General features: G+C 48.6%; 17 protein-coding genes and 1 tRNA gene. 13 read left to right on the plus strand and 5 right to left on the minus strand.

What is annotated here, in order from left to right; all coding sequences use genetic code 11:
• Positions 1-60: 60 nt before the first annotated feature.
• Positions 61-1,254 carry a molecular chaperone DnaJ gene (gene dnaJ, locus RHOM_RS04910; protein ID WP_014079162.1) on the plus strand — a complete coding sequence of 398 codons (1,194 nt, stop codon included), beginning with the start codon at positions 61-63 and terminating at the stop codon, positions 1,252-1,254.
• A gap of 78 nt (positions 1,255-1,332) precedes the next feature.
• Here the strand turns inward: dnaJ and RHOM_RS04915 are convergent, their stop codons facing one another.
• On the minus strand, positions 1,333-1,812 hold the full coding sequence (locus tag RHOM_RS04915; RefSeq protein ID WP_014079163.1) for an S-ribosylhomocysteine lyase: 480 nt from the start codon (positions 1,810-1,812) through the stop codon (positions 1,333-1,335).
• 158 nt (positions 1,813-1,970) lie between these two features.
• Here RHOM_RS04915 and RHOM_RS04920 point away from each other — a divergent pair, with 158 nt between their 5' ends.
• The 3 genes from RHOM_RS04920 to RHOM_RS04930 are packed head-to-tail and all read left to right on the plus strand — an operon-like array spanning position 1,971 to position 6,180.
• Entirely contained in the window at positions 1,971-2,750 is a 780-nt protein-coding gene (locus RHOM_RS04920) for a 5'-methylthioadenosine/S-adenosylhomocysteine nucleosidase (protein WP_014079164.1), read from the plus strand.
• Positions 2,747-5,611 carry a transporter substrate-binding domain-containing protein gene (locus tag RHOM_RS04925; RefSeq protein WP_014079165.1) on the plus strand — a complete coding sequence of 955 codons (2,865 nt, stop codon included), beginning with the start codon at positions 2,747-2,749 and terminating at the stop codon, positions 5,609-5,611. Before RHOM_RS04920 ends, RHOM_RS04925 begins: the two co-directional genes overlap by 4 nt.
• The gene (locus RHOM_RS04930) at positions 5,608-6,180 is read left to right on the plus strand and encodes an HD domain-containing protein (RefSeq protein WP_014079166.1); all 573 of its coding nucleotides are present in this window, start codon (positions 5,608-5,610) and stop codon (positions 6,178-6,180) included. The genes RHOM_RS04925 and RHOM_RS04930 overlap by 4 nt, the downstream gene beginning before the upstream one ends.
• Here RHOM_RS04930 and RHOM_RS04935 read toward each other — a convergent pair.
• Both RHOM_RS04935 and RHOM_RS04940 read right to left on the minus strand, forming a co-directional pair.
• Positions 6,174-6,464, minus strand: a complete 291-nt coding sequence (locus tag RHOM_RS04935; protein WP_014079167.1) for a hypothetical protein — start codon at positions 6,462-6,464, stop codon at positions 6,174-6,176. The two genes, RHOM_RS04930 and RHOM_RS04935, sit on opposite strands and share 7 nt — an antisense overlap.
• 19 nt (positions 6,465-6,483) lie before the next feature.
• Positions 6,484-6,705: a helix-turn-helix domain-containing protein gene (locus RHOM_RS04940; RefSeq protein ID WP_014079168.1), complete on the minus strand. Its 222-nt coding sequence runs from the start codon at positions 6,703-6,705 to the stop codon at positions 6,484-6,486.
• A 200-nt stretch (positions 6,706-6,905) separates the two neighbouring features.
• On the opposite strand from RHOM_RS04940, the gene RHOM_RS04945 reads away from it, so the two are divergent.
• A tRNA-Leu gene (locus RHOM_RS04945) sits at positions 6,906-6,988 on the plus strand.
• A 144-nt stretch (positions 6,989-7,132) separates the two neighbouring features.
• Here RHOM_RS04945 and RHOM_RS04950 read toward each other — a convergent pair.
• Positions 7,133-7,957 carry a bacteriohemerythrin gene (locus RHOM_RS04950; protein ID WP_014079169.1) on the minus strand — a complete coding sequence of 275 codons (825 nt, stop codon included), beginning with the start codon at positions 7,955-7,957 and terminating at the stop codon, positions 7,133-7,135.
• A gap of 79 nt (positions 7,958-8,036) precedes the next feature.
• Positions 8,037-8,177, minus strand: a complete 141-nt coding sequence (locus RHOM_RS04955; protein ID WP_014079170.1) for a hypothetical protein — start codon at positions 8,175-8,177, stop codon at positions 8,037-8,039.
• A 260-nt stretch (positions 8,178-8,437) separates the two neighbouring features.
• Here RHOM_RS04955 and RHOM_RS04960 point away from each other — a divergent pair, with 260 nt between their 5' ends.
• The 8 genes from RHOM_RS04960 to RHOM_RS04995 all read left to right on the plus strand — a co-directional run bounded on the left by RHOM_RS04960 (position 8,438) and on the right by RHOM_RS04995 (position 18,007).
• A complete protein-coding gene (locus RHOM_RS04960) occupies positions 8,438-10,300 on the plus strand; it encodes an LTA synthase family protein (protein ID WP_014079171.1) in 1,863 nt (620 codons plus the stop codon).
• A complete protein-coding gene (locus tag RHOM_RS04965) occupies positions 10,297-12,828 on the plus strand; it encodes a YfhO family protein (RefSeq protein ID WP_014079172.1) in 2,532 nt (843 codons plus the stop codon). Before RHOM_RS04960 ends, RHOM_RS04965 begins: the two co-directional genes overlap by 4 nt.
• Positions 12,825-14,021 (plus strand): MalY/PatB family protein, encoded by a 1,197-nt coding sequence (locus RHOM_RS04970; protein ID WP_014079173.1) that lies wholly within the window; start codon positions 12,825-12,827, stop codon positions 14,019-14,021. The genes RHOM_RS04965 and RHOM_RS04970 overlap by 4 nt, the downstream gene beginning before the upstream one ends.
• Before the next feature lie 56 nt (positions 14,022-14,077).
• Complete coding sequence (locus RHOM_RS04975) at positions 14,078-15,694, plus strand: tetratricopeptide repeat-containing diguanylate cyclase (protein WP_014079174.1); 1,617 nt, start codon at positions 14,078-14,080, stop codon at positions 15,692-15,694.
• A gap of 376 nt (positions 15,695-16,070) precedes the next feature.
• The gene (tnpA, locus tag RHOM_RS04980; RefSeq protein WP_014079175.1) at positions 16,071-16,526 is read left to right on the plus strand and encodes an IS200/IS605 family transposase; all 456 of its coding nucleotides are present in this window, start codon (positions 16,071-16,073) and stop codon (positions 16,524-16,526) included.
• 211 nt (positions 16,527-16,737) lie between these two features.
• Entirely contained in the window at positions 16,738-17,136 is a 399-nt protein-coding gene (locus tag RHOM_RS04985) for a Fic family protein (protein WP_014079176.1), read from the plus strand.
• Positions 17,137-17,369: 233 nt separating this feature from the next.
• Positions 17,370-17,678 (plus strand): type II toxin-antitoxin system RelB/DinJ family antitoxin, encoded by a 309-nt coding sequence (locus tag RHOM_RS04990; protein ID WP_014079177.1) that lies wholly within the window; start codon positions 17,370-17,372, stop codon positions 17,676-17,678.
• Positions 17,675-18,007 (plus strand): type II toxin-antitoxin system RelE/ParE family toxin, encoded by a 333-nt coding sequence (locus RHOM_RS04995; RefSeq protein WP_014079178.1) that lies wholly within the window; start codon positions 17,675-17,677, stop codon positions 18,005-18,007. Before RHOM_RS04990 ends, RHOM_RS04995 begins: the two co-directional genes overlap by 4 nt.
• Positions 18,008-18,046: the final 39 nt, after the last annotated feature.

Genomic DNA, 18,046 nt, shown 5'->3' on the forward strand with positions numbered 1-18,046 from the left:
GTTTCTGGATGGTGACATCTGGAAACCCCGTGTGCAGTAGAGAGGAATAGAGGAAAAGTTATGGCGGATAAGAGAGATTATTATGAGGTCTTGGGTGTAAGCAAGACCGCATCGGACGATGAGATCAAGAAAGCATTCCGTACTCTTGCCAAAAAGTATCATCCCGACATGCACCCTGGGGATAAAGAGTGTGAAGAAAAGTTCAAGGAAGCACAGGAAGCCTATGCAGTGCTTTCCGATGCAGAGAAGAGAAAGCAGTACGATCAGTTTGGTCATGCAGCGTTTGACGGCACCGGTGGCGGAGCGGGCGGATTCGATTTCTCCGGCATGGATATGGGAGACATTTTTGGAGACATTTTTGGAGATTTCTTTGGCGGTGGTTCCAGAAGAAGAACAAATGATGGTCCTATGAAGGGCTCCAACTTAAGAACCAGTGTCCGCATCACATTTGAGGAGGCAATCTTCGGATGTGAGAAAGAGATTGAGATGGTGTTAAAGGATGAGTGCCATACCTGCCATGGAACAGGTGCAAAGCCGGGGACAACGCCGGAGACCTGTCCGAAGTGTGGCGGTAAGGGAAAGGTTGTATTTACACAGCAGTCTTTCTTTGGCACGGTGCAGAATGTGCAGACCTGTCCGGACTGTGGCGGTTCCGGAAAGATCATCAAAGACAAGTGCCCGGATTGCCGGGGTACCGGATACATTGCAAGCAAGAAAAAGATTCAGGTGTCGATTCCGGCAGGTATCGACAACGGACAGAGCGTCCGTATCCGGGAGAAGGGCGAGCCGGGAATCAACGGCGGACCGAGAGGCGATCTGCTCGTAGAGGTTGTCGTATCGAGACATCCGACCCTGCAGCGGCAGGATATGAATATTTATTCCACCGCACAGATTTCCTTTGCCCAGGCAGCACTTGGCGGAGAGATCCGTATTCATACGGTGGACGGAGATGTGTTGTATGAAGTGAAGCCTGGAACACAGACGAACACAAGAATTCGTCTGAAAGGAAAAGGTGTGCCGTCGCTCCGCAACAAATCGGTTCGCGGCGATCACTATGTGGATCTGGTGGTACAGACACCGACCGGGCTTTCCGCAGACGCAAAGGAGGCGTTACGTCAGTTTGATGCGCTGACGGGTGATTCCTTAAACCGAACCGGCGCCCAGGACGGGGCAGGTTCTTCCGATAAGCAGGAGAAGCCTAAGAAAAAGAAGGGATTCATGGATAAGATCAAAGAATCCCTGGACGATATTTAAATCAAATTATAAAAAACAAAGGGTGTAAAGTCTTTATTGAGAGATTGAGACGTTACACCCTTTTTCTTTGATAAGATTTTATTCCGGATAGATGAGATGCGCTGCATCAATGTGATACAGAGTATTCTCCAGATAACGATTCGCAAGATAATTCGCCATGCCAAGATTCATATCCAGATAGTTTCCGCAGTCCTTTGGTGCGGCACCAGGTACATCGCCCCGAAAATCCCGGATAAATTCAAACATTTCAATCATTAACGGAACGATGTCCTTCGACTCGTAATCCCCGGCAAGGAGAAGATAGAAGCCGGTGCGGCATCCCATTGGTCCAAAGTAGACGGTCTTATCGGAGAAGTCCTTGTGATTCCGCAGGAAGGTAGCACCCAGATGCTCGATCGTGTGCACTTCTGCCGTGTTCATGACCGGTTCGTCGTTCGGTGAGGTCATGCGAAGATCGAAGGTAGTGATGACTTCCGCTCCGACATGATCCTTTCTGGACACATAGACACCCGGCTGTAATTTGATGTGGTCTATGGTAAAGCTGGCAATTTTTTCCATATAAAAATCCTCCTGTCTGATTATACTAAAACCTTAAAACAGAAAGCGGTATCCGTCAAGAAAAAAATACGTCCCTTGACATCGGGAAGTTTAACAACGTATAGTAGATACAACAGAAATGAGAATGTGCTAGAAGAAAAGACAGAAATGAGGAAAACATGCCAAATTACGATTTCAAAAAACAGCCGGTGCTTCTGATTCAGGGAGCGATGGACACGGAGACGGAGTATCTGATCGGACAGCTTGACGAACCGGAGGAGATAACCTGCGGCAACTGGAAATTCTATACGGGATTCTTGGGGAAGCACGCGGAGCCGGTCGTTATCTCGCGCACCTATCAGGGGATGGTGAATGCGGCGGCGGCAACCGCCATTGCCATGACACAGTTCTGCCTGTGGGCGGTGATTAACCTGGGGATTGGCGGAGGTCATGATGCGCGATTCCATCGGGGAGACATCGTGGTGGGGGAGCGCGTGGTTCCGATGGGAGCCATGATCCGGAAATACGCGCCCGAGGGAGCCGGAATCGATGAGTGTGATTTTGAGCCGCTGCCGATTGAAATTTTCGATAAAACACTTGGACAGACAAGGAAAGTACTCGATTTCCCGTGTGATGAGAGGCTTGGGGATGCGGCGATGAAGGTACAGACGGATGTTTATGTGGGCAGAGGAGTGATCGGCTCGGCGGATGAGTGGAACAACCAGCTGGACCGGATCGCACTGCTAAGAGAGCGGTATAAGACTGCGGTAGAAGATATGGAATCCGCAGCTCCGGCAGAGCTTTGCCTGGCGTATGGCATACCGTTTCTGGGAATCCGCATTATCTCCAACTCGATCGTTACGGGAGAGAGCTTTGAGGAAGCGGTAGGCGTGGATGTGCAGAAATTTGCGGTATCCTTTGTGGAGCGGCTGCATGGTATGAGGGAGGAACAAGAGTGACCGGAAGATACAGACGCGTGGCGGCGCTGATCTGCTTTGTTTGCTGTGTGCTGTGCAGTACCTTGAGCGTGACGGCGGCAGTGGCGGATCAGGAGAAAAGGCATGTAATCAAAGTCGGGTATATCGATTACGACGGATTTATCACTGAAGAAAAGGACGGAACCTACACGGGCTACGGTGTGGAATACCTGCACAAAATTGCAGAATATACCGGCTGGGAGTATGAATTCGAGTATGACAGCTGGGATCAGCAGTTAAAAAAACTTGAGACCGGTGAGATCGATATGATCTGCCAGGCGCAGAGAACAAAAGAGCGGGAGAAGCAGTATCTTTTTTCGGACTATGCTATCGGGGCGGAGACGAGTGTTCTGTACGTGAGTAAAGAGAACGATATTTACTACTACAATGACTATGCCGCCTATAACGGCATGCGCGTGGGAATGCTGAAGGACAGCTTCCAGAATCAGGAATTCAGGGACTATGCCGCCGAAAAGGGATTTTCCTACGAGGAGAGCATCTATGACACGCAGGAGGCATGTTTTGGTGCGCTCGATCGCGGCGAGATTGACGCGGTTGCCATGGGAAGTCTTGCACTCAAGACGGATTACAAGATCATCTGCCGCTTCGGTTCCGATCCGTTCTATATTATGACTGGGAGGCAGAACAAGGAACTGCTTGCCGAGGTAAACGAGGCGCTCGGGCAGATTGCCGAGGCTGGAGCTTCGTTTCAGGCGGATCTCTATCAGAAATATTACGGGGAGAAGGAGGCGGAGGGAGAGGTCGTCTTTACCAGAGAGGAAGCAGAATACATTCAAGGGTCAGGCGTGATTACGGTGGCGTTTATTGCTTCAAGAGCACCGTTGTCCTACTGGAACGCGGAAGGAAATGTCGACGGTATTACAGTTGACATTCTGGATCTGCTGTCAGAGCGCAGCGGTCTGACATTTCAGTATGTGATGATGCCGCAGGGAATGCGCACGGCGGACTATCTGTCCAAGTATCCGGACAGTCTGGTTGCAGGGGTGCTCTCGGACAATCCTGATTTCCAGAAGGAGCCCTATATTCTGACGGACAGCTTTTATACGGATGACGTCGCACTGGTCGGAAGAAACGGACAGGAATATGATGTGGATGCGGACGATGTTTCATACCGTCTGGCAATTCCGGCAAGCTATGTCGGGCTGGAACATTATATCCAGCTCAATGCCCCGCAGTTTGAGATCTGTGAGGAGAAGAACTTAGAAGACTGTCTGGCCATGGTTTTGGACGGAAAAGCAGATTTTGCGGCGCAGAATGTCAGCGTGCTGACGCCGTATCTGGCAAATCCCTATTATGAGGAACTTGCTGCTGTTCCGACTTTTTTTATGGAGGAAAATACGGGAATCGTCGGGTTGGACAGCGAGGAACACCGCATGCTGATAAAGATTTTGAACAAGTGCATTGGGATGATATCAGAAAAAGAGATTGCCCAGTTTAAGGTGGATCACACGCTGGCAACCGCCTATGAGCCGACACTCTCCGATATGGTGTACAAGTTCCGTTATCCGATAGCCGTGATCGGCATCCTTCTGCTGCAGATTGTCGCATGGATGGTTGCATTTGAACTTTTGAGACGCAGAAATTACCACAAGCTGGAAGAGAAAAACGAGCAGCTCGCTGTGGCGGTGGCACAGGCCAACAGTGCCAATGAGGCAAAGGGACAGTTCCTTGCGCGGATGAGCCATGAGATTCGTACGCCGATCAATGCCATTGTGGGGCTGACTGAGATCGCAAGACACCGCAGCGATGAAGGGGGAGGGGTAGAAGAGTGTCTGGATAAGATCGATACCTCATCCAAAGTGCTGCTTGCGATTGTAAATGACGTACTTGATATGTCTGCGATCGAGAGCAACAAGATTAAAATTGCGCAGGCACCGTTTTCCTTAAAAGAGGTGTTGGATTCAATTTCAGCAGTATATGGAACGCAGTGTGAGCAGAAAAAGATTGCCTTTACCGTGGAGATGGACGAGGTACAGGTGGAACAGGTCCAAGGCGATGTGCTGCGCCTCAATCAGGTATTGCTGAATCTGATTTCCAACGCCTATAAGTTTACGCCAGAGGGCGGGAGTATCCGCGTGACGGTCAGCGAACTGCCAATGCAGCAGGAACAGTTCTTCTATAAATTTGTGGTGACGGATACCGGCGAGGGAATGAGCGAGGAAATGCAGGAGCGGCTGTTCCTGCCGTTTGAGCAGGAGGAGGCCGAGACGGCACAGCATCACGGCGGAAGCGGACTCGGACTTTCTATCGCCAAGAATCTGGTGGAACTGATGGGTGGATCGATCTCCTGCCAGTCGAAGAAGGGTGTCGGAACAACCTTTACAGTATCCCTGCCGCTGGCACACGCAGTGGATGAGAAAAAGCAAAAAGCAGAAGAGACGGGGGAAGGTGAAGCAGAAGAAGATGCGTCAGAGTCTTATGATTTTGGCGGCAGACGGATTCTTCTTGCGGAAGATACCGAGATGAACGCGGAGATTGTCACGGAGCTGCTGGAGCTTGTGAACATGCATGTGGATCATGCGTGGAACGGTGAGGAAGCAGTGGAGCGGTATATGGAATCAGCACCGGGAACCTATATGGCAGTCCTGATGGATGTCCAGATGCCGGGAATGAATGGCTATGAAGCGGCGAAAGCGATCCGCGCACAGAAGAGCAGCCGCCCGGATGCCGGGGAGATACCGATCTATGCAATGACTGCAAATGCATACACCGAGGACATCAGTGCGGCGTTGAATGCGGGAATGAACGGACATATTGCAAAGCCGGTGGATACCGCCGCGTTGTATCGTCTTTTGAAGAAGAGCATGGAGGAAACGGGATGAGAGAGAAGATTTGCACATTTTCCGGGATACATATATCACCGGCAGATCCTAGACCGGAAGAAATCTGTATCGAGGATATTGCACATGCGCTGTCGTTAATGACACGTGCCAACGGGCATTTTCCGGTATTTTATTCTGTTGCGCAGCATAGCCTGGACTGTGCTGCAATGGCGCAGGCCGAAGGGCGCAGCAGCAGGGAGGTTCTGGCGTGTCTGCTGCACGATGCGAGCGAGGCATATCTGTCGGATATCACCAGACCGGTGAAGGGCTGTCTGCCCGAATACCGCAGGATTGAGCAGGTGCTTCAGGAGATGATCTATGAAAAATACCTGATTGCGCCGCCGACGGAGCGGGAGCGCGAGATTGTAAAGCGCATGGATGATACCTGCCTGTATTATGAATTTGAACATTTCACGGGAGAAAAATTATTCGATGTGGCGCCGCAGGCGGCGGTGCTGCCGGAATACCGGGAGTGTCCGATGCGGGAAGTGGAAAAAAAGTTCCTGGCACTGTTTGAGAAACTGATGGCGCAAACAGTGCAGGAAGATGGCGTGCGTACGGATCAGTAGTTGCTTAAGATCAGTCTGCGCCGGAAAGAAGTGTCCAGCTGGTCGATGGTGCGTCTTGCCTGCCCGTAGCGGTTGCGGTTTGTACGGATCACATAGATCTGATGTGCACCGCGGTATTTTTCCCGAAGAAAAAACGGAACCTTGATCCAGCCCCGGGTAAAGGGGATCTGGTTCTCAATCAGAAGCTGTGCCGCCTGATTGCTGATGCGTTCATTGGTGGTGCGGCACAGCTCCACGTCTTTGTCAATCTGGTGAATATCACCTAAAATCTTTCCTTTTGTCATAAAAACTCCTCCTTCATGCTTAACGAATCCTGATCTGAATCTGCTTCCCAAGACTGTCGGCAACCTTAATCAGAAAATCAAGGCTGGGATTGTAACGGCCGCTCTCAAAACGGGATATATTGGATTTCTTGGTGCCTACGCGCTCTGCGAGCACCTCCTGCGTCACATTCTGCGCCTTGCGCGCGCTCTTTAGCTGTTCCACGACCTCATAGCGCGGGGTAAGCGGGCTTTGTTCCTTCATGAATCCCTCAATTCTCCTGAAAAATACAGGTGTTCCGTAAAAAATCGTCTGCTATAAAGTTATCATATATGATAACTTTTGTCAATGAAATCAGGAAGAGGAGTGAGGTGTGAAAAGTGAAAAATGTGGTTGCAATATGAAGGAGGGTATGATATGATAAATCGTGCGTGAGCGAGACGGAGAGATCCGATCGCAAGACTGCCGGCGTGGCGGAATGGCAGACGCATCAGACTCAAAATCTGACGGGGGCAACCTCGTGCCGGTTCAAGTCCGGCCGCCGGCATTATATTGAAAAGAGCATACAAAAGGAGCTGTGAATATCATTCACAGCTCCTTTTGTATGCTGGATCCGCAGCGCATGTTTAAGAACTTGAAATGCGTACGGCATAAATGTGTACGGTATATTGTCTGTGCCTGTCCGCAGCGGTTATGCCTGGACAGGAATCTTTTTGTCGGAATAGAGGATATGGTTGATCAGCCATCCAAGCAGAAATTCGATCAGGCTCTCCATATATTTTTGCGGATTTTCGTCCAGCTCGATCAGGTTGATGCTCTCAAGTCTGGCGACGAAGGAAGCGTGCGCATTTTTCTGTGCGGCAAGCCCCTCATAACCGATCTTCTCCATGTAAGCCTCTTCGTCGGCAAAGTGGGTTACGGTATATTCCGTGAGTTCGTGAATGATAGATAAAAGCTCATCGTAGCACGTAATGACGTCGTTGGATTTTACCAGCTGATAGGCGCGCTCCACGATGCAAAAGAGCTGCTGATGCTCCAAATCAACTATTTCAATGCCGGTCAGATAATCGTCTGTGAATTCACACGGGTTGTCGCGGATCATCCATTCCTCTAACGGCGGCAGCTTGCCGATCATGATGTCGCTTCCGAGAATATGGTGATACAGCCATTTGGCAAGGAAATTCAAAAGATCGGTGACAACCTGCTGCTGCTTTCCGGGGTCATCGATGTCTGCAAAGGAAAAATCGCGGATTTTGTCGCGGAAAAGAGAGTGCTGCATGCGCTGACGGATCAGCTCCGGATCGCGGATCTGCTCCATGTAAGCCTCCTCATGTGCAAAATGGGTATCGGCATACCGCGTCAGCTCCTCCAGCAGATGGGTGATCTGGGTGCAGCGGTCGTTGGAATCGGTATGGTTGAGTACATCCATAGCCTGATTGATCAATGAGAACAGACGGCGGTGCTCGTCGTCCAGCTCCTTGATCCCGATCAGGCAGTCATCTGTAAATTGGAACATGGTTTTATCCTCCGTGAAATCATGTGTTGTAAAAGATAGTTTTCTGTGTGCTTATTATAACACTGTCACACGAAGAAAGCTACTTTTGCAATCCAGGTTTTTTCTCGCCCAGAATAAAATAATCAATCATGCGGTTGATGGTATTCTGCTGTGTCTGAATAATTTTTTTGAAATTATCGTTTTCTTTTGCTAAGCGGTCCAATTCGAGATTCTCGTTCATAACAGCCACCTTTTCCATGAATTTATCATACAAGTGTAAGCATAGTCGAAGAACTTCCGGATGTCAATGAAAGTTGTTTGAATTGTGCGAATCAAAGCGGTCTATTAACAAGATGTGTCAAAAAATGAGCCATATTCGACAAAGTATGTGGAAAACTGGAAGAACATACGGAAATGCTTTTGTGAATTTTTTGCGAATTAAATAGGAAAAACAAATGCAGTGTGCTAAAATAAGAACCAAAATAATATGAGGCAGTCAAAATGAGTCAGAAAAAAACTTTATCAAAATATACAAAGTATGTGATGTGGGGAACTGTGGCATTGATTCCTCCCGCCGCATTTTTTTATTTGCTGGAATTTTACACACACAATCCGTTTGCGGAGGTACGGCCATGGGCGCAGCTTTTTAACATTGTATTGTTTGAACTGCTCGCCGGGATTTTTTTGTGCATTACCGGACGGCTCCGGGCAGCATATCGGATCGAGGGTACCGCGGCGCTGGTATTCGGGCTTGCCAATGCCTATGTGGTGCGTTTCCGCACCAACCCGCTGGTACCGTGGGACATTCTGTCCTGGAGGACGGCGGTAAGTGTGTCCGGCAATTATGACTTTACACCGGATACGCGTATGATCGTTGTGACAATTCTGTTTCTGGCGCTGATCATTGGATTGCAGCCGGTGAAGTTTAAAATTGGCAGACCCGGATTTTTTAAGCGGTGCCTGCCGGGCGTGGTGCTTGGCGCGGTGCTTGTGATGTTTGCGGGAACCTTGCAGCAGGAGAATTTCCAGAACGAGCACAGGCTTTACAATAAGCTGTTTACACCCGTCTTTATGACACAGGTGGACGGAATACCGGTTACTTTTGTGATGAACCTTGCGTATATGTCGATTGAGAAACCGCAGAAATACAGTGTAGGCGAGGCAAAGGAATTTTTAAAAAAATACGAGGAACCGCAGGAGACGGAGGAGTCGATCGATGCAATCCTGGAGGAAGAGGGAAAAGATGCCTCGGATGACACTTCGCAGAGCGGTGCAGATACCGGGATGCCGAATATCATTGTCGTGATGAATGAGTCGTTTTCGGATCTGTCCGTGTTAGGAGATTTTAAGACCAATGAGGACTATATGCCGTTTCTGCACAGCCTGCAGCAGGGGGCGGAAAATACCGTGACCGGCATGTTGAATGTCTCGGTGTGCGGTGGAAATACCGCAGATACGGAGTATGAGTTCCTGACCGGGAATACGATGGCGTTCCTGCCGCAGGGAAGCATCCCGTATCAGCAGTATGTGAGCGGAGAACGCCCGTCGTTAGCATCCTATCTGCAGTCGCTCGGGTATGAGACGGTGGCGACCCATCCGTATTATGCCACCGGCTGGAACCGTGACAAGGTCTATCCATGGCTGGGATTTGAGCAGAGCATTTTTAAAGATCAGTATTACGGGGCACGTTTTGTCAGAGATTATGTGAGCGATGCAAGTTGTGCGGACAAAATCATCCAGCTGTATGAGCAGAAGGAGGAGGGCAGACCGCTGTTTGTCTTTAATGTGACGATGCAGAACCACGGGGGATACGACCAGACCTACACGAACTTCTCGCCGGGTATTTCGGTGGACGGAGTGAACAGCATATCGGTCAGCCAGTATTTTTCGTTGATAAAGCTGTCGGATCAGGCATTAGAGCAGCTGATCGATTATTTCTCCGGTGTGGATGAGCAGACGGTCATCGTCTTTTTCGGGGATCATCAGCCGAGCGATACGGTGGCGGCGCCGATCCTCGCCATGAACGGCATGCAGTGGAATGCGCTGGATGAGGAACAGCAAAAGCTGCGTTACCAGGTGCCGTATGTCATCTGGGCGAATTACGATATTGATGAGGAACAGAATGCGGATACCAGCGCAAATTATCTGGGAGCAGAGGTGCTAAAGCGCGCCGGGGTACCCACGGATGCCTATCAGAATTTTCTGCTGACATTAAAGGAATCGTATCCGGTGATATCGGCGGTGCGTACCGTGGAAGCGGACGGAAGTGAGACTCCGGCGAAGGAGGAGCACGGCGAGATGGATATTTACCGCAAACTTCAGTATTATTTCATGTTTGACTGGGAAGAGGAGTCTGGAGAATGAAAAAGAGAGGACCGTTACTGGCAGCGTTTTGCATACCGCTTCTGATCACGCTGATCATCTGTGTGAACCGGGAAATCTATCCGTTCGGGGATCAGTGTATGCTTCATATTGATATGTACCATCAGTATTGTCCGTTTTTTACAGAGCTGATGGAAAAACTCAAAACGGGAGGCAGTCCGTTCTATTCGTGGAACATCGGGCTGGGAGCGGATTTTGTATCCCTGTATGCGTACTACCTTGCCAGCCCGTTAAACTGGCTTTTGATTCTGTGGCCGAGGGGATATGTGATTGAATTTATGACGGCTCTGTCCATCCTTAAGATTGCACTGAGCGGTCTTACGTTTACCTATTATCTGGGAGAGCATTTTCTTGTGTGGCAGGATGCCGGAAATGCGGCGGCAGTCATACGGACAGAGAAGAAGACGGCAGTGCGGCTTCCGGCAGATGTGGCATCCTATGCGGCGGCTGTATGCGGCGCGGCGTATGCGCTGTGCGCGTTTATGGCGGCATATGCCTGGAATCTGATGTGGACGGACTGCATGGTGCTTGCGCCGCTTGTGATTCTGGGATTAGAGCGGCTGATCCGTGATAACAGACCAGGGCTTTATTATGTGTCGCTGGCGGTCTGCATTCTGAGCAATTACTATATTTCGATCATGATCTGCATTTTTCTGGTGTTGTGGTTTTTGCTCTACTGGATGGAACACCGGGCATCGGGGTACCGGGCATGGATCCGCTTTGCGTGGTATTCGCTGCTTGCGGGAGCCACAGGCGCAGTGCTGATCCTTCCGACGGCAAAGGTGCTCTCCTTAAGCGGTGCATCCGGAATATCGTTCCCGGAGACGATGGAGTGGTATTTTAATATCGTATCGGAGCTGGCGCGGTCCCTTCTGGCAGTCGATGTATACACGGGAGATTCCCACTGGCCCAATCTGTACTGCGGAATTTTTGCGCTCTTTCTGCTGTTTCTGTATGTGTGGAACAGAGCGGTTCCATGGAAGAAAAAACTGCCAAGGCTGGCACTCGTCGTGTTTTTCTGGCTTAGCTTTTCAAATAATATGCTGGATTTTATCTGGCATGGCCTTCATTTCCCGACATCGCTTCCGGGAAGACAGTCTTTTTTGTACGCGTTTCTGGTACTTGTGATTGCCTATGAGGCGCTGCTTTACATCCGTGAATTAAAGCTGTGGCAGGTGTTTGCAGCGGGTGGAATGAGCGTTGTATTCCTGCTTTTCTGCAATCATTTTATGGACGAAACGACGATGGAGCAGACCTCCATATGGGCAAGCGGGGCATTCTTTGCCTGCTATTTTGTGATTGTACTCGGCATACTCATAGGAAAAAAGAGAATCCGGCAGCTGATGCTGGCGACCGGGTGTCTTGCGGTTGTGGCGGAGCTTGTGATCAACTATAACCTGACAGGGCTTGACACGATAAGCAGGACGGATTATGTGAAAAATCTGGCGGATTACCGGGCGGTTCTTTCGGAGACGGCGGAAAAAAGTGATGAAGATTCCGTGTTTTACCGGACGGAGGAACTGGAGCGCAAGACCAAAAATGATGCGGCGCTGTCCGGCTATCACTCCGGTACACAGTTCTCATCCCTGATGAATCTGAATGTCAGCCATTTTTATCAGGATGTCGGAATGGAGGGCGGCAAGAACTTTTATTGTGCCGGCGGTGCGACACCGCTTCTTTCGGCAATGCTTTCCATCCGCTATGTGCTTGCGGACAATGCGATGGAGGAAGGACCGCTCCGCACACTTGTGGCGCAGCGTGGAGACACGTATCTGTATGAGAACGCGTATGTGCTGCCGCTGGGATTCATGATGGATGAAGATGTGGCGGAAAAATGGGACTATGCCGGCGGAGGCGACATCGGCACACAGAATCAGCTCGCCAATCTTCTGGGAAGCGACAGACTGCTTCTTACCGCGGTGGAATCCGAATCAAAGGCGGGAGAGAGCTCTTTTGTCGCGCAGGATTCCGCATATTATTATGCCACCTACAGCAAGACGGGCGTTGACAATCTGCAGGAGCAGGTAAGCTCGGGAAGAACCAGAGGCTTTACAAAAGTTTCCCACGGATATATTCTGGATTTGGGATATTGTGAGGCGGGAGAAGAGGTAAAAGTTACCAACACCGCCAATGAGCTGGTGCAGCTTGTGGTTTACCGGCTGGATCTCATGGCGCTTCGTACGGCCTATGAGGCGTTTGCCGCACAGGCGGTGGAAGTGACGGAAGTTTCCGATACCAGGGTAAAGGGAAACGTGGACGTCACACAGGCGGGCAGACTGATTTTTTCCATCGCGGATGAGGATGGCTGGACGCTGTATGTGGACGGAAAGAAAACGGACAGTGAGACGTTTGGCGGCGCTTTTATCAGCACCTATCTGACGGAAGGCACACATGAGTTTGAACTGCGGTACAAAAGCCCCGGATTTCTGACGGGAGCCGTAATATCGGCGGCAGCCGTGGTGCTCTTTGCGGCGACCATGGCAGTGAGAAGAAAGAGGAAAAAAGGATGAAATTTGATTTTACAACGATTATGGATCGAAAAGGAAAAGACGCACTGGCAGTAGATAAGATTCCCTGTAAAGATGTAACGGTGCAGGAGGGGTTTTCTACCATCCCGATGTGGGTGGCAGATATGAATTTTGCCACGGTGCCGTCGGTACAGAAGGCGATGACAGATCGTATCGCACATCCGGCATTTGGGTATTTTGAGCCAAGAGAGGAATATTTCGATGCAATAATCCGCTGGCATGCGAAAAGGAATGGCGTACAGGGGCTGACGAGAGAATGCATCGGCTATGAGAACGGGGTGCTCGGCGGTGTCTTAAGCGCACTCAATGTGTTCTGTTCGCGGGGAGATAAAGTGCTCGTGCATTCGCCGACCTACATCGGATTTACCTTCAGCCTGAAAAACAACGGGTATGAGATCGTGCACAGTCCGCTTGTGCTGGATGAGAATGGCGTGTGGCGTATGGATTATGAAGACATGGAGAAAAAAATCCGCGAGAACCACATTCATGCGGCGATTTTCTGTTCCCCGCACAATCCGTGCGGCAGGGTGTGGGAGCGCTGGGAGATCGAGCGTGCCATGGAGATCTATGAGAAATATCAGGTTGAGGTGGTTGCGGATGAGATCTGGTCGGATATCATCCTCGGGGATCACCAATTCGTGCCGACGCAGAGTGTTTCTGAGTATGCCAGAATGCACACGGTGGCAATGTACGCACCGTCAAAAACCTTTAATCTTGCGGGTCTGGTGGGAAGTTATCATATTATTTACAATCCCGTTATCCGTGACCGCGTGAAAAAGGAATCATCGCTGTCACATTACAATGAAATGAACGTGCTTTCCATGTATGCACTCATTGGTGCGTATCAGCAAGAAGGCTATGAGTGGACAGATGAATTATGTAAGGTATTGACGAAGAATGCAGAATATGCGTATGATTATATCAGATCCCATTTTAAGGGCGTACAGGTAGCTATGCCACAGGGAACCTACATGCTGCTCTTAGACTGTACAGAGTGGTGCAGAAAGCACGGCATAACGATCGATGAACTGCAGAAGCGGGGTGTCGGTGTCGGAGTGATCTGGCAGGATGGAAGACCGTTCCACAGCCCGTGCGGCATCCGTATGAATCTCGCATTGCCGTTTTCTCTCGTGGAGGAAGCGATGGATCGTCTCCGGAAGTATGTATTTGTGTAGAAGTTAAGAAAATATTGCAGCGCGAACGAACAGATAAAAGGTGAAGGAGTCGTGCTATGGAAAATCATAAGACCGATGACCGGATGGAAGATCTGATGCAGAAAGTGAGAGAGGGTCGCGGCACGGATGCGGCGAGCATGCTTGACTACTGCACGCAGATTGAGGAATATGCAGAACGTGCGGGGGATGCCAGGCTGCTTGGATTTTCGCATTATTACAAGGGCAGAACCTACTATCTTAGCAATGAGACCGGAAAGGTGTTTGAGGAGATCGGCGAGGCACTCGGATATCTGGAACAGTCCGGGCAGTGGGAACTGGTGGCAGCCTCCTACAATCTTATGGCGATTGTATCCGTCGGCAAGGGCAATCTGTCGTTTGCGATCGAGTATTATCTGGCAGGATTAAAATATTGCAAAAAATATCAGCTAATTGAGGTGGAAAGCCGGATTGAGAGTAACCTGGGTTCCCTGTATATGGAGTGCGGACAGTACAGTGATGCCAGAGATTATCTGGAGCAGGCGCATCTCGATTACAAGCGCGTACCGGAAGAGGAGCGCAGCCTGGCAAGCCTTACCGCGATTTACAACAATCTGGCCCTGTGTTATATGAAAAGCGGCAGCCTGGAGAAGGCAGAGGAATATATCCGCAAACTGGAGACAGAGTGCGAAGCGCATTTTGAGGAGATGGATTACATTTATGTAAACTGTATGCGTGCACGTTACTGTCATCTGTGTGGCAATATTTCCATGAGAGACCAGTATATTGCGGATATTCAGAATCAGCTTTCCGGTGATGTACTGATTCTGGATTTGTTTGATGATCTGTATGATTTCTGTGAACTGATGTTAGAGATTGACCGCGGTGATGTCTGCCGCAATATCGGAGAAAAACTGAAGGCATTCGTGGAGCAGACCGGCATCGCCAATATGCAGCGGAAGATGACAGCGCTAGAGATGGATTATGTTAAGAAAACGAAGGACAGGGAACGCTATCTTAAGACGGCTGGCAGATTCTATGAACTGACCGAGATCGTGGAACAGGAAAACAGAAGCATGATTGTCAATATGCTTTATCTGCGCAAATCCTTAGAGCGGGCAAGAGAGCGCTGCAGGAAGCTGGAGGAGGATGCGGTGGAGCTGACGGAAAAGTCGGAGAGAGATCCGCTGACTGGACTGGCGAACCGGTACCGTCTGACAAATGATTCAGAAAAGATCGTGGAACAGTGCTTTGCGGAACATAAACCGTTGTCGTTTGAGATTTTGGATATTGATTATTTTAAGCAGTACAACGACCGTTACGGACATCAGGCGGGGGATGACTGTGTGCGTGCCATCGCGGCACTGATCCGGCAGATGGAAAGTGATCAGATTTTCTGTGCGCGCTACGGCGGAGATGAATTCGTCATTATTTACAGTGGAATGAGCGCGGAGGAAGTCTGTGAGCGCGCGGAGAAGCTGCGGCAGGATGTGATGGCACTGCATATAGAACGCCGCTATGCGGAAGGATCGTTCGGTGTGACCATCTCGCAGGGCATCTGCCATGACATCCCGAGCAACGGGAACAAGAACTGGGATTTTCTCCACGTGGCGGATCAGGCGCTCTACCGTGTGAAGAGGCGGGGGAGAAACCGGCTGTGTATGACCGATATTCACGGGCGTGAGATTGAGGTGTAAGGGTATGGTTTGCCTCGGATGTGGTACACATATAGCATGCGGTGCCGGGGTATTTATGTATTTGCTATACGATGATGTCATTTTTGTAATGAAATGCATTGGAGATTAAGCAGAGCATGAGGCTTGGCTTTTTCTTCTTATTTGAGAGACAATAGAATCGAGGATGTGATAGAGGATTAGGATCAGCTTGGGCTGGTCCTTTTTCAATTATGGCTTTAGCCAGTTGAGTACATCGGAATTTCTCAAAAGAGAAATGGAGATGCACGAAACAAAAATCCACCTGCTATGCGGGTGGAGTCAAATCGTTATACAGAAAAACACCTTTCCGTTACAATAGAGTTGTTCAGTCACTATTGCAAGAAAGGAAAGGTGTTTTATGGCGAATAAGTCTAATGATCTCGCCCATACAAAATGGATGTGTAAATACCATATTGTATTTACTCCTAAGTATAGACGAAAAATTATTTATAATCAATTAAAAGAGGATATACGTGATATTCTGAAACAGTTATGTGCATATAAGGGCGTGGAGATTATTGAAGGGCATCTCATGCCTGACCATATTCATATGCTAGTAAGTATTCCGCCAAAGATGAGTGTGTCGAGTTTTATGGGATATTTAAAGGGAAAGTCATCGCTTATGATTTTTGACAGACATGCAAATCTCAAATATAAATTTGGAAACAGACATTTTTGGTCAGAGGGATATTATGTCAGCACCGTAGGATTAAATGAAGCGACAATAAAAAAATACATTCAAGATCAAGAAAAGTACGATATCATGCAAGATAAATTAAGTGTGAAGGAGTACGAAGACCCTTTTAAGGGTTAAGTCGAAGTAGTACAAACGCCCATTCATGGGCATAAGCAACGCGTCAAGTGCAATAGTGACTTGAACGAAGAGAAAGTCTAGGGCGCCTTGAGACGCTGTCGGGTACCAAGGGGTTACACCCAGCGTCTCGAGCCACCCTTTTTAAGGGTGGCGGCGACTTGCGTCATAATGAATGAAATGACGAAGTTGAGTTCAAAATGAGGTAATTAGAATGAGACAATTTGATTACACGAAAAAATGGAAAAAAATGCTTACGCCAGAAATCGTGCGTTACCTTACAACAATTCATGAATACAAGGGGGAACAGCGCTTAATTGCGGAACACCATGCGGATGTATTAGAAAGTCTTGTTGAGGTGGCTAAGATTCAAAGTACAGAGAGTTCTAATAAAATTGAGGGTATCTATACTTCTGATGAATGTTTGAAAAAGAATGTTTTGGATAAGACAATGCCAAAGACAAGAAATGAGCGTGAGATTGCAGGATATAGGGATGTGCTTAACACAATACACGAGAATTTCCCTCACATTCCAATCCGTAAAAGTTCGTCCAACAGATCGCCCGATGACAACACCTTTATTTTTGCTTCGTTGCGTACAACTGGGGATTAGTATCCGAGACCTGGATTTGCTTACCATTGGCCTCGTGAATGATATGTATGCTGAAAACAGTGACGATGATTATAAAGGATATAAGGAAGTGGCGACTCAGGAGGACTTCGACAAATTTTAATCAACTGGTAGATTTTGGAGTATAAACAATTTGTAAAATATTGATTTTGTATTGCTTTTGTCCGTACAAATAGATATAATATAGTTAGAAAAACTCGAAAGGAGTGTTTACTATGGCAACGAAATCAGCAAATGTATACGCACGCATTGAGCCTGATGTAAAAGAACAGGCAGAAGGAATCTTAGCAGCATTAGGAATTCCTGCATCCAATGCAATAAATATGTTTTACAAACAAATTATTCTTCAAAGAGGACTTCCTTTTGAAGTGAAAATGCCATCCGCTCGTCCTGTAGACGTTAGTGCATTATCAGAAGCACAGATGAATGCAGAACTAGAGAAAGGATATGCGGATATGCAGGCTGGTCGCACTAGATCAGCAAAATCTGTTTTTGCTGATCTCCGCAAGGATTACAATTTATGATTTATGATATCGTGATTTCAGATCAGGCCGAGATAGACCTTCGTGGAATCTTGGAATACATTGCTTTTGAACTGCAGGCACCAGAAAATGCAAGTGGTCAGCTTGATAGGCTTGAAGCATGTATTATGGATCTTGATCATATGCCGAAGAGATATCGACAATATGAATTGGAACCATGGAAAAGTCGAGGGCTACGCGTAGCGCCAGTAGACAATTATCTTATTCTATATATTCCGGATGATGATACACAAGTGGTTACGATTATCCGTGTTATGTACGGTGGACGAGATGTGGATACGCAATTAAACAGATTTACAAAAACAAAATAATTTGAAAGCATCAATCAGAAATGGTTGGTGCTTTTTTCG

The organism is Roseburia hominis A2-183 (assembly GCF_000225345.1).
Taxonomy (GTDB): Bacteria; Bacillota; Clostridia; order Lachnospirales; family Lachnospiraceae; genus Roseburia; species Roseburia hominis.

Excerpts from the sequence above, each read along its gene's own strand:
- RHOM_RS04985 (WP_014079176.1), top strand. The coding sequence starts at position 16,738 with ATGAGACAATTTGATTACACGAAAAAATGGAAAAAAATGCTTACGCCA.
- tnpA (WP_014079175.1), top strand. The coding sequence starts at position 16,071 with ATGGCGAATAAGTCTAATGATCTCGCCCATACAAAATGGATGTGTAAA.
- RHOM_RS04965 (WP_014079172.1), top strand. The coding sequence starts at position 10,297 with ATGAAAAAGAGAGGACCGTTACTGGCAGCGTTTTGCATACCGCTTCTG.
- RHOM_RS04960 (WP_014079171.1), top strand. The coding sequence starts at position 8,438 with ATGAGTCAGAAAAAAACTTTATCAAAATATACAAAGTATGTGATGTGG.
- RHOM_RS04950 (WP_014079169.1), bottom strand. The coding sequence starts at position 7,957 with ATGTTCCAATTTACAGATGACTGCCTGATCGGGATCAAGGAGCTGGAC.
- RHOM_RS04970 (WP_014079173.1), top strand. The coding sequence starts at position 12,825 with ATGAAATTTGATTTTACAACGATTATGGATCGAAAAGGAAAAGACGCA.
- RHOM_RS04955 (WP_014079170.1), bottom strand. The coding sequence starts at position 8,177 with ATGAACGAGAATCTCGAATTGGACCGCTTAGCAAAAGAAAACGATAAT.
- RHOM_RS04935 (WP_014079167.1), bottom strand. The coding sequence starts at position 6,464 with ATGACAAAAGGAAAGATTTTAGGTGATATTCACCAGATTGACAAAGAC.
- RHOM_RS04930 (WP_014079166.1), top strand. The coding sequence starts at position 5,608 with ATGAGAGAGAAGATTTGCACATTTTCCGGGATACATATATCACCGGCA.
- RHOM_RS04990 (WP_014079177.1), top strand. The coding sequence starts at position 17,370 with ATGGCAACGAAATCAGCAAATGTATACGCACGCATTGAGCCTGATGTA.
- RHOM_RS04915 (WP_014079163.1), bottom strand. The coding sequence starts at position 1,812 with ATGGAAAAAATTGCCAGCTTTACCATAGACCACATCAAATTACAGCCG.
- RHOM_RS04995 (WP_014079178.1), top strand. The coding sequence starts at position 17,675 with ATGATTTATGATATCGTGATTTCAGATCAGGCCGAGATAGACCTTCGT.
- RHOM_RS04975 (WP_014079174.1), top strand. The coding sequence starts at position 14,078 with ATGGAAAATCATAAGACCGATGACCGGATGGAAGATCTGATGCAGAAA.
- RHOM_RS04920 (WP_014079164.1), top strand. The coding sequence starts at position 1,971 with ATGCCAAATTACGATTTCAAAAAACAGCCGGTGCTTCTGATTCAGGGA.
- RHOM_RS04940 (WP_014079168.1), bottom strand. The coding sequence starts at position 6,705 with ATGAAGGAACAAAGCCCGCTTACCCCGCGCTATGAGGTCGTGGAACAG.
- dnaJ (WP_014079162.1), top strand. The coding sequence starts at position 61 with ATGGCGGATAAGAGAGATTATTATGAGGTCTTGGGTGTAAGCAAGACC.